The sequence below is a fragment of the Actinopolyspora mzabensis genome (assembly GCF_900101095.1).
GTDB classification, from domain to species: Bacteria; Actinomycetota; Actinomycetes; order Mycobacteriales; family Pseudonocardiaceae; genus Actinopolyspora; species Actinopolyspora mzabensis.
Genome location: NZ_FNFM01000001.1, coordinates 539176 through 555438 on the forward strand (window position 1 = coordinate 539176; position 16263 = coordinate 555438).

Sequence of the window (16263 nt, forward strand, 5' to 3'; positions counted from 1 at the left end):
GTGATCGAACCCGATGCGCGCATGTTAATTGTCAAACGTTTTTTGTCCATGCCGAAAATTGTGAAAACGAACACCGCGCGAACCGGTTGATCGGCACAAAAAGATCACGAAGAGATATACCCTCTTCAATTCACGTCAGTTTCACGGCTAAGTTCCGCCGGGCGTTTCGACGGCCGGGGCCGGATTACCGGTTCCGCCGCGTGACGCCGGTACGTGCAGTTCGGAATCGAACGGGGACGGGTCCGGTGTGGTCACACCGCGTTCCGTCGCTCCGGCGTGGTCGGTGCTCCGCTCGGTTCAACTCGGGTCGTGGTCGGCTCTCCGCTGTCGCGGTGAGGCGGGTCGCGGCTCACGGCTGGTGAGGAACTTCTGATGAGCTACGACGCGCCCCGTGGCAACACGCCGCGTCCCGCCAGGATCGGGTCGTTACTGCTCGCGTTGGCAGTGGTCCTGGGCCTGATCAACGCCCCGCAGTTGCAGGCGCAGGCCGCCACGCAGGGCGAGATCCCGCAACAGGAGCAGGGCAGTGCGGCAGGCCGCTCCCACGAGGCGTCCACGGAGGACACCTCGGCCGAGGACGACTCCGGGGGGAAGCCGCACAACGCGCTGCCCGCCGAGGGGCTGCCCTCCGACGAACGCCCGCCCGCCCCGGAACTGCCGCAGCAGTTACCGGAAAAGGCGAAGGTCAGCATCGGCTCCGAACCGGACGCCGACACTCGAGGGTTCGACCCCGACACCAGCCGTGAGCTCAAGAGTGAGCGCTCCAGCCAGAGCCAGACCTTCGCCAACGCCGACGGCACCAGGACGCTGCGCGTCTACCAGAGCCAGAAGTTCGCCGAGACCGCCGACGGCGACCTCCGGCCGGTCGACCTGACCCTGGAACGGGACGGCAGTGGCTGGCGGACCACCACCGACTCGCGGACCAAGAACTTCGCGGATGCCGCGAACACCTCCGAGATCGCCTCGGTCGAACTCGCCGACGGCAGATCCCTGGGATTCCGGGTGGCCGACGCCGCCGACGTCACCGCGAAGGTCTCCGGCAGCTCGGTCACCTACCCGGATATCCGGCCGCGGGCCGATCTCAACCTGCGGGCCACCGCGGTCGGCATCAAGGAGACGATCCGGCTGAAGTCGGCCGACGCGCCGACCGTGTGGGACTTCCCGATGAACGTCGGCGACCTCACGCCGGAGCTGCACGAGGGCTCGGTACTGCTCAAGGACTCGGAGGGCGAGGTCCGCCACGTCATCCCGCCGGGCTACATGGTGGACTCCAACATCCACCCCCGCTCCGGGGAGGGCGTGCGCTCCGACGGCGTGAAGTACGAGATCGTCGGCGACGCCGAACAACCCGTGCTGCGGGTGTCGGTGGACGAGGAGTGGCTCGCGGACCCGGAGCGGGTCTTCCCGGTCAAGGTCGACCCGAGCGTGGTCGGCAAGGACACCGACGGCACCACCTACGTGCAGTCGCCCTACGACAGCGACTACTCGGGCGAGCCCAACATGAGCGTGGGCACCTACAACGGCGGTGGCAACAAGGCCGCGGCCTTCCTGAAGTTCGACTCGATCAGCTCCGAGCTGGCGGGCAACTACGTCCTCGGTGCCAGGTTGCGGATGTTCGAGACCTGGTCCTACTCCTGCGATCCCAGGCCGGTGCGGGTGCACGAGGTCACCCAGCCCTGGTCGGTGCAGGGCAGCAAGAGCTATCCCGGCCCGGCCACCGGCGCGGAGATCGCGCGCAAGAGCTTCGCCCACGGCTACAACGACAGCTGCGGGTCGCAGTGGGTGGACATCCCGCTGGGCAACGCCGGGCGCGATCTGGTGCACGGCTGGACCCACGGCGAGCCCAACCACGGCCTGGCGCTGCGGGCGTCGGAGACCGACTCCAAGGGCTGGAAGAAGTTCGCCAGCGCGGCCTCGGCCAACCCGCCCTACCTGGAGGTCACCTACACGCCGTACTGGGCCGACTACGAGCTCGGCGGCATGAGCCCGGTCGTCACCACCAGCGACGACGGCCGCATGAGCGTCACGGTGACCAACCGCGGGCGCGACACCTGGACCCCGGACAACGACTACAAGCTGGGTTACCGGCTCTGGGACGCCGAGGGCAACGAGCTGCCGCGCACCTCCACGGCGTGGACGGACATGCCGCACGACGTCGCTCCCGGACAGACGGTCACCCTCGACGCCCGCGTCGAGAAACTGCCGCCGGGCGAGTACTCGCTGCGCTGGGACATGGACCACTACGGCACCAGCCGGTTCTCCTCGACCGGGGCGCCGATGTCGGCGTCGGTGGCGTTCACCGTGCCCAACCAGCCGCCCGCCGTGGACTCCATGTCGCCGCCCAGCGACTACAACGCCTCGGTGCTGACCCCCACGCTCGCGCTGACCGGCCACGACCAGGACGCCTACCCGGGCGAGGGCATCAACTACCGCTTCAAGGTCTGCTCCGCGCCCGGTGAGGACTGCTTCAACTCCGGCTGGGTGGACTCCCCGGTCTGGTCGGTGCCGGAAGGCGAGCTCACCTGGGGCGAGAACTACGTCTGGTACGGCCAGATCGGCGACATGCGGATCGCCAGCCCCTGGACACAGGGCTCCCACCTGACCACCAAGGTGCCGCAGCCGCCGGTGACCAGCCACCTCTCCTCCGGTGACGAGGTCGGCGGGCGCGTCGACCCCGGTGTGGGCAACTTCGCCGAGGTCGAGACCGACGCCGAGATCGCCGCCGTGGGGCCGGAACTGTCCGTGGCGCGCTCCTACAACAGCCTCGACCCCAGGCGGAACCCGGCCTTCGGCTCCGGCTGGTCGACCAAGTGGGACGCGCGGGTGGTGCCCGACGACGACGGTTCCGGCAACGTCGTGGTCACCTACGCCAGCGGGCAGCAGGCCCGCTACGGGCGGAATCCCGACGGCAGCTACGCCACCCCCTCCGGCCGCACCGCCACGCTGGTGCGCACCGAATCGGACGGTTGGACGCTGCGCACCCAGGGCGGCCAACGCTACGAATTCGACTCTGGTGGGCGGCTGACCAGGATCGTCGATGCGCAGGGGCGCGAGCAGCACCTCTCCTACGACGGCTCGGGCAACCTCGCCACGGTCACCGACGCCACCTCGGGTCGTTCGCTGCACCTGACCTTCTCCGATGGGCACGTCACCGAGATCAGCACCGCCCCGGATCCCGTGCTGACCTGGTACTACCACTACGACGGCGACCGGCTCACCAGGGTCTGCGACCCCACCGGGGCCTGTGACAACTACACCTACACCGACAGCTCGCACTACCGCGCGGTCACGCTCGACGCCAACCCGCGCGCCTACTGGCGACTGTCCGAACAGTCCGGCACCGCCGTGACCAGCGAGGTGCCCGGCTACTGGGAGTCCAAGGAAGCCACCTCCCACAACCTCACCCACGGCAGGCCCGGCCCGATCGCGGGTGGCTCCACCACTGCCGCCGGTTTCGACGGTTCGTCCAGCTACGTCCAGCTGCCCGACGACATGGTGCGCAACTCGCAGTACCTCGCCGTCGAGATGTGGTTCAAGACCAGCAGTTCCAACGGTGAGATGCTGTTCTCCACCGGCTACGACCGGCCGGGCACCTCGAACCCGAGTGACGCGGCCATGCCCGCGCTCTACGTCGGCACCGACGGCAAGCTGCACGGCCACTTCTGGAACGGCAAGACGGCCGGGATCGCCAGCGGCTCGGCCGTCAACGACGGCGAGTGGCACCACGTGGTGCTCTCCGGTGCCCGCGACACCCAGACGCTGTTCCTCGACGGGCGGACCGTGGGCAGCCAGAGCGGCAAGATCGACAACGTCGACCCGCTCAACCACGTCGGCGCGGGCTGGTTCAACTCCCGCGACTGGCCCGCCGCCCCCAACGCGACGTGGGACTACTTCGACGGTGACATCGCCGAGGTGGCGATGTACCACCAGCCGATGGGCCGAACGGTCGCCGCCGAGCACTACGAGGCCCGCACCGCCACCGAGCAGCTGACCTCCATCAAGCGCGCTGGTGGTGCCTACGCGGCCGAGGTCTCCTACGATTCGTCCACCGCCAGGGTGACCAGCTACACCGACTCGGACGGCGGCACCTGGCAGGTCGGCGAGTCCACCACCGAGGGTGACGGGTTCCGCTACGGCGAAGCGGTGACCGGATCGCGCCCGAACGCCCACTGGCGACTGCGGGAGAACGAGGGAACCACCGCGCGCAGCGATCCCGCGCTGCGGCGCGCCGAGTACCACTCGGTCTCACGCACCTCCGGCCCGATTCCGGACACCGCGGCGCGTTCCTTCGACGGGCAGAGCTCCTACGTTCAGCTGCCGGACGACACGCTGACCGGCAGGAAACGGCTGGCGGTCGAACTGTGGTTCAAGACCTCCAGCACCGACGGCGGTGTGCTGTTCTCCACGGGCAACAACCGCCCGGACGACGAGAACCCCACCGGCGGTGCCATGCCGGTGCTCTATGTGGGCACCGACGGCAAGCTGCACGGCCACTTCTGGAACGCCAAGACCGAGGGCGCCGTCTCGGCGAACAAGGTCAACGACGGCCAGTGGCACCAGGTGATGCTGTCCGGCAAGCCCGAGCAGCAGACGCTGTACCTGGACGGCAGTGCCGTGCAGACCCTGCAGGGCGAACTGCAGAACGTCGACCCCTACGGCTACGTCGGAACCGGGCTGCTCAACGGCCTGAACTGGCCCGCCAAACCCGAGGGCACCTGGGGCCACTTCGAGGGCTCGATCGGCCAGGTAGCGCTGTATCCCTACGGGGTCTCGGCCTCCGACGCCCAGGAGCACTACGCGGCGCGCGGCGACGCGGCCGACTACCGGGCAGCCGTGCGCGAGGAGAACGTCCACACCCTCTGGACGCTGGGTGATCCTGCGGGCAGCACGCACGCCGAGTCGGTGCACGCGCTGACCGACGCCACCTACCACGGTGTAGACAAGGGCGTTTCCCCACCGATGCGCGGTTCGGGAGCCGTCGGTTTCGACGGGCAGAGCTCGTACGTGCGGCTGCCCAACAGCCAGGCGCGCGGCCGCAGCCGCCTGTCCGTGGAGATGTGGTTCAAGACCTCCAGCTCGGCCGGCGGAGTGCTCTACTCCACCGGTAACCAAGCGCCGAGTGTCACCGACCCTCCGGGCGGTGCGATGCCGGTGCTCTACGTGGGCACCGACGGCAAGCTGCGCGGGCACTTCTGGAACGACAAGGTTTCGGGGATCACCACCGACTCGGCCGTCAACGACGGCGAGTGGCACCACGTGGCGCTGTCGGCCGCCGGCGACTCGCAGCGGCTCTACCTGGACGGCGACATGGTGGGATCGCAATCGGGCGAGCTCGACAACCGGGACCGCTACGACTTCCTCGGCGTCGGGCAGCTCGACTCCAACGACTGGCCCGCCCTGCCCGACCAGGTGTGGAACCACTTCCAGGGTTCCATCGGCGAGGTGGCCCTCTACCACCGGCCGCTGGACAGCGCCAGCGTGGCCGACCACTACTCGGCCAGGAACGCGGCCACGGCCGTGGACATCACTGGCCCGGACGGCGGGGTCCGCACCTACACCTACGACCCCAACGCTGGTGGCCGGACCATCTCGGTGACCAATTCGGACGGCGCCACCAAGGTGTACGGCTACGACACCGGCGGGTTCGTCAACCGGATCACCGACGCCAACGGGAACACCACCAGGATCTCCAACGACGAACGCGGCAACCAGCTGTCCCGCACCCAGTGCCGCACCGACGGCACCGAGAAGTGCTACACCAGCTACCGCTCCTACTACCACAACCCCGACGACCCGCTGGACCCACGCAACGGCAAGGTCACCGAGTTCCGGGACGCCCGTTCGGGCTCCGAAACCGACGACACCTACCTGACCACCTACTCCTACAACGCCGCGGGCAAGCTCACCAGCACCTCGGAGCCGGGGGAGACCGGCGGTGCCCAGCGCACCACCACCAACACCTACACCACCGGAGACGAACCGGCTCCGGACGGCGGAACCCAGCCACCGGGGCTGCTGGCCTCCGAGACCGACCCGGCGGGCAACGAGACCAGCCACACCTATACCAGCGCCGGTGACCTCGCCAGCGTCACCGACCCGGCCGGGCTGGTCACCGAGTACGACTACGACGGACTCGGGCGCAAGACCAGCGAGACCCAGGTCTCCGACAGCGAACCGGACGGGCTGACCACCACCTTCGACTACGACCAGGCCTCCAGGCTGGTCGAGAAGGTCGGGCCCGAGACCGAGAACGCCGTCACCGGCGAGCTCCACCAGCGCCGGGTGCGCAACACCTACAACGGTGACGGCAGCATCGCCGAGACCACGGTGGACGACGCGCTGGGCAACGACCCGGCCCGCACCACCTCCTACACCTACGACAACCGGGGCCGCCGCCTGGAGGTCACCGGCCCCGAGGGCGGAGTCACCCGCACCGAGTACGACGAGTTCGGCGAGGTCGTGCGCCGGGTAACTCCCGCCGGGACCGAGTACACCTACAGCTACACCGACGCCCGGCACCAGCTGGCCACCATGACGGTGACCGGGTTCAGCGGTGACGGTTCCGAACCGCACGACGTGGTGCTGGAGTCCCGCGCCTACGACCCGGCGGGTCGGCTGGCCAGCGTCACCGACGCGATGGGCCGCACCACCACCCGCACCTACTACGACGACGGGCAGCTCGCGGCCGAACGACTGCTGGACTATCAGGACCCGGAAACCGGGAAAACCCGTGACCTGCTGCTGCGCAGTTACGAGTACCTGGGCAACGGCTCCGAGTCGCTGGTGGTCCGCGGCGACGGGCAGTACAGCACCAGCACCGAGTACGACCCCGCCGGGCGCCCGGTGCGCAGCACCGACCACGAGGGCGAGCAGGTGCTGCGCTCCACCGAGACCAGCTACGACGCGGTCGGCAACCCGATCGAGGTCATCGACCGGAACCCCCAGGGCGAGATCGTCCGGCACGCCGAGAGCAGCTACGACCCGATGGGGCGGCGCCTCTCGAACACCGTCCACACCGGCGGGGAAACGCTGGTGTCGAAGAGCAACCGCGACCAGCGCGGGCTCGTGACGTCCACCGTGGACCCACGCGGTACCGCACAGGGTGCCGACGCGGCCGAGTTCACCACCGAGTACGGCTACGACGCACTCGGCAGGCGCGTCACCGTGACGCAACCCCAGGTGCGGGCCGAATCCGGCGGCAACCCGGCCGAACCCGTCTCGCCGGTGGTCACCAACGGCTACAACACCTTCGGCGAAACGGTGGCGCGGCGCGGCCCCAACGGCAACGTGACCACCAGCGCCTACGACAAGGCCGGGCGGCAGGTGAGCACCACCAAGCCCGACTACACCCCACCGGGCGCGAGTGAGCCGATCACCGCCACCAGCACCACGAGCTACGACGCCGCCGGACGCGTGGTCAAGAGCACCGACGCGCTGGGCAACACCACCACGTTCGGCTACGACGAACTGGGCAACCTGGTGCGGCGTACCAATCCCGCACGCGAGGGCGAGCAATCCGGCGGCGTGTGGCGCGCCACCTACGACCCGCTGGGCGAGCGGCTCTCGGTCACCGACGTGACCGGCGCCGAACAGCACTACACCTACGACAAGCTCGGCAGGACGATCACCTCCACCGTGGTGGAGCGCGTGCCGGAACCGACCAGGAACCTGACCACCCGCTACACCTACGACGCACTGGGCAACCCGGCCTCGGTCAGTACGCCCACCGGGTTGACCACCACCTACGAGCACGACGACCTCGGCAATCCGGTGAGCATGACCGACCCGGCGGGCAACACCACCACGTCGGTCTACAACGCGCAGGGCAAGCCGGTCTCGATCACCGAACCGTCCGGGGTGACCACCACCTACGAGTACGACCTCGCGGGCAGGCTGCTGCGCACGGCCGATCTGGACGCCGCCGGTAACGAGGTGCGCAGCCGCGGCTTCGGCTACGACCGGGCGGGCAACCAGGTCAGCAGCACCGACGCGCACGGGGTGACCACCACCCGCTCGTTCGACCCGCTGAACCGGCTGCGCTCGATCACCCGCCCGGTCGCCGACGGCGAGGAGATCACCACCAGCTACGGCTACGACGCGGCGGGCAACGTCACCAGGGCCACCGACGGCAACGGCAACAACACCGTCTACACCGTCAACTCGTGGAACACGACCGAGTCCACGATCGAGCCCGCCACCGAGCGGCACCCGGACGCCGCCGACCGCACCTACACCACCGCCTACGACGCGCTGGGACGGGTGAAGCGGGAGATCCAACCGGGCGGGGTGACCGTCAGCAAGTCCTACGACGCGCTGGGCAACCTCGTCGGCGAGAGCGGCTCCGGCGCGGAGGCGTCCACCCCGGACCGGAGCTTCGGCTACGACAAGGCCGGGCGGATGACCTCGGCCACGGTGTCCGGCAAGACCAACACCTTCGGCTACGACGACCGCGGCAACCTGGTCTCGGCCGCCGGGCCCTCCGGTGACTCCACCTTCGCCTACGACGACGAGGGCAGGATCAGCACCACCACCACGGCTGCGGGCGAGGCGTCGTTCGGCTACGACGCGGCCGGACGACTGGCCACGGCGGTGGACCCGCTCACCGGCATCACCGCCACGTACGGCTACGACGACGCCGGGCGCCGCGCCCAAGTGGAGTACGGCGGTCAGGGGACCTACCGCGAGTACGGCTACGACGAGCTCAGCAGGCTCTCCTCCGACACGGTGCACCGGGCCGACGATTCGGTCAGCACGGAGCTGTCCTACGACTACGACGTCGCCGACCGGCTGATCAGCAAGCAGAACTCGACGGCCTCGGCCACCACGACCTCGAACTACACCTACGACAAGGCGGGCAGACTCACCTCCTGGGACAACGGTGACCAGGTCACCCAGTACTCCTGGGACGCGGCGGGCAACCTCGTCGGCTCCGGCGGTGAGACGGCCACTTACGACGAACGCAACCGGCTGCTCTCGCGGGGCGGCACCGAGTTCGAGTACTCGGCGCGCGGCACCGTGACCGCCCGGAGCGCGGGCGGGACCACCACCGACGTGCGGTTCAACGCCTACGGCGAGATGACCGAGGACGGCGGCAAGTCCTACGGCTACGACGCGCTGAACCGGCTGGTCTCGTCCGGGTCGCGTTCACTGTCCTACGCGGGCGACTCGCTGAAGGTGACCTCGGACGGGCAGAGCGAGTACTCCTACACGCCGGAGGGTGGTGCGCTCGGGGTCTTTAGTGGTGGGTCGGCCGGGATCGCGGTGACCAACCAGCACACCGATCTGGTGGGCACGGTCTCGCCGGGCGACGGTTCGGTGTCGGGGTGGCGCTCGTACTCGCCGTTCGGCCAGGTGAGCGAGCAGGAGGGCTCGCAGCCTTCGCTGGGGTATCAGGGGCAGTTCACCGATTCCGACAGCGGCAAGGTGAACATGGGCTCGCGCTGGTACCGGCCCGGCACGGGCACGTTCACCTCGCGCGACACGGCGAATTTGGATCCGACCAGCACGACCGATGCCAACCGGTACGCCTATGCGGGTGGTAATCCGCTGACGCGGATCGATCCGCGGGGCTACTTCTGGGGTTCGGTGGTCGATGTCGTCAAGGAGGTGTCGGGCTACAACGACGCCAAGCGATGTATGCAGGGTTCCTGGGCGGGGTGTGCCTGGACGGCGGCGAACTTCACGCCGTTCGGCAAGATCGCCAAGGGGGTCAAGACCGCCTACAAGGGCTACAAGACCTGGAGCCGGGGCCGGAAGACCGGCAAGGCCGTCGACGACGTGCCGTCCAGTGGTAGGAAGTTCAATCGCGGCGGCGGCAAGGCCAAGAGCAAGGCGAAGAGCCGGGGTCGTGGTAGGGCCGGTACTCGGGTCGGTAAGACCGTGGGGCACGTCGGTGGGCGTGTGGCCGTTTCCGCTGGTGGTTCGGCGGCCGGTAGCACCATGTCGCGGGCGGCGATCGCTCAGGCCCGGGAGGCGGCGCGTGAGGCGGCCCGGCTGGCGGCGCGGCGCAAGCGGGTGCGTGACGATGCGATGACGCATCACCCCAAGCCGAAGCCGTCGAACACGGTCTCCAAGCAGGTGCAGAACAGGCTGAATCGGCTGGACAACCAGGAGCCGATCGAGCTGGGCGTGTTGGCCGCGGATGCCGCCTCGGCGGGGTCTGAGGAGGATGCCGGTGGGTTCGTGCCGGATGCGTTGGGGGCTGTGGGTGGTCTCCGTCGTGGTGGCGGCATGTCACGTCCGGGGGCGACGCCGGATCTGCCCGGTGGTGGTTCGGCACGGTCGTCGGGCTCTGGCGGTTCGTCGGGTGCTGGTGGTTCGTGCACGCCGAACAGTTTCGTGCCGGGTACCGAGGTGGTGTTGGCCGATGGGTCGCGGGTCGCGATTGAGGAGGTCGAGCTCGGTGATCGGGTGCTGGCCACCGACCCGGAGAGCGGGGAGACCGAGCCGAGGAGGGTGACGGCCACCATCACCGGCCAGGGCCAGAAGCACCTGGTGGAGGTCACCGTCGACACCGATGGTGACCGAGGATCCGCGACCGACTCGGTGACCGCGACGGGTGAGCACCCGTTCTGGGTGCCCAATCGGGACGAGTGGGTCGATGCCGAGGATCTCCAGGCTGGGGATCGGGTGCGCACCGCTGAGGGTGAGCAGCGGCTGGTCACCGGTATCCGCACCTGGACCGCGCTGCAGCGCGTCCACAACCTCACCATCAACGACACCCACACCTACTACGTCGACCTCAACGGCCACGACGAAACACTCGTCCACAACGTCAAGTGTGGGGCGAACGGTGGTTGGCATGGAGCTCTGCAGCCGGCGGGAGATGGGAAAGAGATCAACCATATTCCAGCCAAGACGGCTAGTCCTCTCAAGAACCACAGTGGTCCCGCGATTCGGATGGATATCGATGACCATCGTGCGTTGTACAGCACGGGAGGTTCGTTGCCTTCCCAAGCATGGCATATGAGGCAGAAGGAGTTGATCGATGCTGGAGACTTCCGTGGTGCCATGCAGATGGACGTGGACGACATTCGAGCCCGTTTTGGTAGCAAGTACGATGAGGCGATCCGAGAGATGTGGGTAAGTCTCAGCAGCAACAAGGCCCTTCGGAGGTGGGCCTCTTCGTTGCCGCGGTCGTAGGGCATGGAGTGAGGAGTTGGTGTCGGGTGTCTGTGGACTGGAAGGTTGAGATCGTCGAGTACGGTGATATCCCGCAGTTTGGGGATGACACCGTTCCGCAGGATGAAGCCGAGCGTCGGTGGAATCGCTATGTGGAGCTGGCTGACTCCGTGACCGGTGATGAGGGTCCTGAGGGGGTTGTTGCGATCGTGTCTTCGTTGAAGGTCCAAGACGATTACGATGCTTACGAATCGGCGCATGGTGCTCTGCAGCGTTTCCCTCCCGCGGATCTTGGGAAGGGTGTCGCTTGGGCGGCTGAGGAGCTCACTCGGATTCCGTATGATCGCAGTGGAATCGTTCTTGTGATTGTGGCCAGATTGCCCGCCGCTGCCGCGGAGGCGTTCAACGAGGCGGTCAAGTCCGTTCCGGGGGAGGTTCGGAACAGGCTCCGCGATGTTGTCGATTTCCACGAAGCGAATGACTGGCTCGCCGAGGACGGGGACAAAGGCATCATCAAGGTGCCCCGCGAGTAAGGAACGCTCGATGCGGGTCACTGAGACTCGCATGTGACCTACACCTCCCCTGGCATCTGACGCCAAAACACTGAGGGTGTGTACCTCGAACAACGGTGTCGTCGTTGAAGCCGGTGCTGGCGTCGGATGCCGTGTCGGCTCTCTCGTCGGGTTCGTCGGGTGCTGGTGGTGGGTGCACGCCGAATAGTTTCGTGCCGGGTACCGAGGTGGTGTTGGCCGATGGGTCGCGGGTCGCGATTGAGGAGGTCGAGCTCGGTGATCGGGTGTTGGCCACGGATCCGGAGACGGGGGAGACCGGGCCGGAGCGGGTGACGGCCACCATCACCGGCCAGGGTGAGAAGCACCTGGTGGAGGTCACCGTCGACACCGATGGTGACCGGGGTGCACAGACGGAGTCGGTGACGGCCACGGGTGAGCCCCCGTTCTGGGTGCCCAACCGGGACGAGTGGGTCGACGCGGCCGATCTCCAGGCTGGGGATCGGGTGCGTACCGCTGAGGGTGAGCAGCGGCTGGTCACCAGTATCCGCACCTGGACCGCGCTGCAGCGAGTCCACAACCTCACCATCAACAACACCCACACCTACTACGTCGCCCTCAACGGCCACGACGAAACACTCGTCCACAACGTTGATCCGGAGTGCTGGCCCGATGGTGGTTTGGCCCGCTATGAGGACCTAAATCAAGGTCGGGCCACCGGCATGACCGCACGAGTCACCAAAGGTATGCTACCTGACACCGAAGGCTCACCAGCTGCTCAGAGTATCAAGCCTCCAGGATTTATTGACGGAATATCCCGAAAAGATGGTGGTCACGGTCATGCTCGTGGTCATCTTCTGGCGAATAAGCTCGGAGGAAACGGAGATATTCCAGAAAATTTGACGACGCTCCACCAAGTTCCAGTCAATACGCCCAGGATGTCGAACTATGAGCGTCAGGTTAAGAAGGCGGTTCAGTCGGGTTCTGGTCCGGTTGTCTACAGAGTCAAGCCTGTCTATAAGGGATCTAATGGTATGTCGGAGGGTGTTACCATGATGGCTCGTGATGCGTCGGGAAATACGTTGTTCCCGCCAGTGACAGTACTTAACCGCCTTCCGTGAACAGTGAGGAGCATATATATGCCGTCGAGCATTGATCGTCTCAAACAGCTGCTATCACCACCCGATGATGCTCCCGGGGTGGTCGATTGGGGCCTCATCGAAGAGCGTCTGGAAGTTGGTTTGCCGAACGACTATAAAGAGTTCGTTAGATTTTACGGAAATGGAACAATAGAGGGTTTTATGATGACATTTCTAATGGCCCCTAATGTTGATAACGGTATAGAGTGGTGGGAAGAGCAACTGTGGGTATTGCGCCAGTTGTCGGAGGACGTCCCAGAGAGTTATGTTATCGCCTCTAGTGGGGCGAATCTGTTGCCATGGGCGTATACAATTGATAATGATCTTTGTTATTTGTGGATGGAGCCGCTGGAGGATCCGGATCGGTGGTGGGTGGTTTCGCGGACGCGGGACATGGACTGGAGTGTGTTCGAGGGTTCGATGATAGAATTCTTGGTGGAAATTATCTCGGGAAGCCGTCGAGAAGTATGGATGCCACGTGACTTTCCCGGGGAATACCCGTGGTTCAAGACAACTGCGCAGTACCTTGCTGATACTAATCCTGAGTAATGATGTTTAGAGCGTGTCCTACGTGGTTCGTCGAGTGAACTGTTTGTAGCAGGTTAAAGTCGCTGCGAGACCGAGAAACTACAGGTAGAGACGCGGATCGCGTTCATAGCGTGGGGCTGGGCGTCGGTAGCCGGACAGCCAGGAGAAGATGTGTTCAATAGCCCAGCGATGCCATCTCACACGGTCGCTGGCCTCGATTCCCTTGCGGGCAATCCATGGAGTGATGTGCTTGGCGCGCACCCATCGACGCAGGTTAGAACGGGCGTAAGCCTTATCGGCATAGAGTCGTTTTGGTGTGGCCTGGCGTCTCCGATCTGAGTCGTGTCTCGATAGGCGTCCAGAGAGCATGAGGACCAGTTCTTCGCTGTTGTGAGTGTTGGCGGCCGAGAGACCAAGCACGAGAAGCAGTCCGGCTGGATCGGACACCAGAGGCAGCCCGGAACGTGGTTTGCTCCCGCTCCACGGGAATCGGACCGGTGTGGACGCCCCTTTTGTTGAGGGAGGGGGCGGTGGGTTGACTGGGGGAGCCGCCGGTCATTGGTGAGGGTGTCGATCGTCGGATAGGTGTACCGCTGACGATGGTTGCGGTGGCGCGACCGACTCGGTGACCGCGACGGGTGAGCACCCGTTCTGGGTGCCCAACCGCGACGAGTGGGTCGACGCCGAGGATCTCCAGGCTGGGGACCGGGTGCGCACCGCCGAGGGTGAGCAGCGGCTGGTCACCAGCATCCGCACCTGGACCGCGCTGCAGCGCGTCCACAACCTCACCATCAACGACACCCACACGTATTATGCGGTCGCGGGCGAGACACCCGTACTCGTCCACAACTCCGATGGTTGTCCTGATCTGGATGCTCTTTCCCAGAGCGGGATGCGCGCAGCTAAGGGAAAAACAACTCATGCAGGACGTGAGTATCAGAAGCATATGAACCGAGGAGATCTGCCTGTGGTTCCAGGGAAACAATTAAAATCAGCTGGCCAGGATCTGTTGGATGATATTTTGACAAACCCGAAAACTACTAATTCTTTCGTGGATTCCGGTAACTTTGCTGGTGGTTCGCGATATGTCATGCCTGATCCGGAGGGCGGGCGAGGAATAGGGGCAACTTTCGATGCTAACGGTCAGTTTCAGTATTTTGGACGCTACTAGAAATGTTGATAATACATCCATGGGATATTCAGGAAGGCAATAGTGTTATTATTGCCGAGCTTCGAAGGTCTCTCGCTGGAGATGCAGTGATAAATGTTCGCTACATAGTTCCCAAGGAGGAAAGATGGCCCGAAGGGCATAGGGCGGATAGAGTTCACGAAGTCGATATGGCCGTTGAACTGCAGATGGAAAGTGGGTCAGCTCTGATTCTTTCCTGGGATATGGACGGCCTCAATGAAGGTATAGCGGCTGACTTCAGAGGTCCTGGGGAGGAGGGTGCTAACTTGCCTGGGGATCCTATTGATGTGAGTGACCATATTGATTGGGAAGAGTTTCTTGGTGTGTCGATTGTGAGCATAAATGCCGCTTGGCATGTTCCCAATGAAGGGTGTCCAGAGATGCCATGGTCTTATCATTTCATGTTTTCTGATGATTCGAGCGTAACGATAGCCCTAGGTGGGGATAATGGAGTGGGATTGAGATATATTCCCGATGCTCTGGTTGTGATACTCGATAAGGAAATGGCGGCTACATATAAGATTCCGGCGAGCAGTACTCCTTCGTGTGGATAGATCCAAATAGGAAGATTTAATTCTATTCATATTCGGACCTCTTCGTTGCCGCGGTCGTAGGGTATGACGTGAGGAGTTGGTGTCGGGTGTCTGTGGACTGGAAGGTTGAGCTCGTCGAGTGCGGTGACATCGTCCAGGATGAGGATGACACCGTTCCGCAGGATGAAGCCGAGCGTCGCTGGAACCGTTATGTGGAGCTGGTCGACTCCGTGACCGGTGATGAAGGTCCGGAGGCGGTTGTTCCGATCGTTTCTTCGTTGAAAGTCCGATACGATTACGGTGCTTATCAAGCCGCGTATGGTGCTCTGGAGCGTTTTCCTGCTGCGGATCTTGGGAAGGGTGCCGCTTTGGCGGCCGAGGAGCTCACTCGGATTCCGTATGATCAAAGCGGAGTTGTGCTTGTGACTGTGGCCAGGTCTCCCACCGGTGCGGTGGAGGCGTTCAACGAGGCGGTCAAGTTCGTTCCTGGGGAGGTTCGGAACAGGCTCCGCGATGTTGTCGATTTCCACGAAGCGAACGAGTGGCTCGCCGAGGACGGGGACAGCGGCATCATCAAGGTGCCGCGTGAATGACCGCGTGAGTACGGGGGCGTCATGAATCGAGAACAGTGGGCTTGTGCATCGCGAAGCTTGGCTTTTTGGACGTCTGTTGACGAATAGGTGGGAAATCAGTGGCGAACTTGCTGAGTCCTGGATGTCTTCCGAAAGGATTCAACTATCCGACGGAGTTCGTCCGTGTGGTGGGGCTCGGGATCACGGACATGGAGCCCTGGGCGATTCTGGAGGGAGAAGGGCTCCTAGCACGGTATGCCGGCCTGCAGAAACGGTATCCGGACCGGAATGTGATCCCGTTCGCTCATAGGATCGACAACGATGATGTCGCTTGTTGGGACCTCGATCGCGATGCCCGCGTGGTGATCGTCCACGATTTCGCTTCGCCGGGGTGGGAGCGGCAGGGAGAGTTCGGGGGCTTCTACGACTGGCTCCGCCAAGCGGTGGAGGATCTGATCGAGTACGACTGCTGAGGTGAAGCCGAGCCGCGTGGTATCGGAGGAAAGAACGTCAAGTTCTCACACTCGCTCGTCGCTGCCCTTGTGAACACCCCCGAACGTCGCCGCCCGATCGGCCTTCCGGCGCAACTTCGTGTTACTTGATCGATACCGTCTTTACCGTTCAACCTCTCCCCACCAGCATCGTTGTTCGGGTGCACCCGCTCCGTCACCC

General features: G+C 64.9%; 8 protein-coding genes and 1 pseudogene. 8 read left to right on the forward strand and 1 reads right to left on the reverse strand.

Annotated elements, in window-relative coordinates; genetic code table 11:
* The first annotated feature begins 372 nt into the window (after positions 1-372).
* From BLR41_RS02420 to BLR41_RS22330, 4 genes are all read left to right on the forward strand, one after another.
* Complete coding sequence (locus tag BLR41_RS02420) at positions 373-11142, forward strand: LamG-like jellyroll fold domain-containing protein (RefSeq protein ID WP_218119856.1); 10770 nt, start codon at positions 373-375, stop codon at positions 11140-11142.
* A gap of 26 nt (positions 11143-11168) precedes the next feature.
* Complete coding sequence (locus BLR41_RS02425; protein ID WP_092625886.1) at positions 11169-11654, forward strand: hypothetical protein; 486 nt, start codon at positions 11169-11171, stop codon at positions 11652-11654.
* A gap of 113 nt (positions 11655-11767) precedes the next feature.
* Positions 11768-12751: a polymorphic toxin-type HINT domain-containing protein gene (locus tag BLR41_RS02430; protein ID WP_245693755.1), complete on the forward strand. Its 984-nt coding sequence runs from the start codon at positions 11768-11770 to the stop codon at positions 12749-12751.
* Positions 12752-12769: 18 nt separating this feature from the next.
* Entirely contained in the window at positions 12770-13318 is a 549-nt protein-coding gene (locus tag BLR41_RS22330; protein WP_143012972.1) for an SMI1/KNR4 family protein, read from the forward strand.
* A gap of 78 nt (positions 13319-13396) precedes the next feature.
* Here BLR41_RS22330 and BLR41_RS23930 read toward each other — a convergent pair whose 3' ends face one another.
* On the reverse strand, positions 13397-13744 hold the full coding sequence (locus BLR41_RS23930) for a transposase (protein ID WP_176797771.1): 348 nt from the start codon (positions 13742-13744) through the stop codon (positions 13397-13399).
* A gap of 163 nt (positions 13745-13907) precedes the next feature.
* Between BLR41_RS23930 and BLR41_RS02440 the strand changes: the two are divergent.
* From BLR41_RS02440 to BLR41_RS02450, 4 genes and pseudogenes are all read left to right on the forward strand, one after another.
* Positions 13908-14468: pseudogene (locus tag BLR41_RS02440) on the forward strand (polymorphic toxin-type HINT domain-containing protein); the annotation flags it as partial.
* A 5-nt stretch (positions 14469-14473) separates the two neighbouring features.
* On the forward strand, positions 14474-15040 hold the full coding sequence (locus BLR41_RS22335) for a hypothetical protein (protein ID WP_218119857.1): 567 nt from the start codon (positions 14474-14476) through the stop codon (positions 15038-15040).
* An 86-nt stretch (positions 15041-15126) separates the two neighbouring features.
* Complete coding sequence (locus BLR41_RS02445) at positions 15127-15612, forward strand: hypothetical protein (RefSeq protein ID WP_092625894.1); 486 nt, start codon at positions 15127-15129, stop codon at positions 15610-15612.
* A gap of 98 nt (positions 15613-15710) precedes the next feature.
* Positions 15711-16064: a hypothetical protein gene (locus BLR41_RS02450; RefSeq protein ID WP_092625896.1), complete on the forward strand. Its 354-nt coding sequence runs from the start codon at positions 15711-15713 to the stop codon at positions 16062-16064.
* The last annotated feature ends 199 nt before the right edge of the window (positions 16065-16263 follow it).

Bases quoted from the DNA above. Each gene is read 5' to 3' on its own strand.
- BLR41_RS02420 (WP_218119856.1), top strand. From the start codon at position 373: ATGAGCTACGACGCGCCCCGTGGCAACACGCCGCGTCCCGCCAGGATC.
- BLR41_RS22330 (WP_143012972.1), top strand. From the start codon at position 12,770: ATGCCGTCGAGCATTGATCGTCTCAAACAGCTGCTATCACCACCCGAT.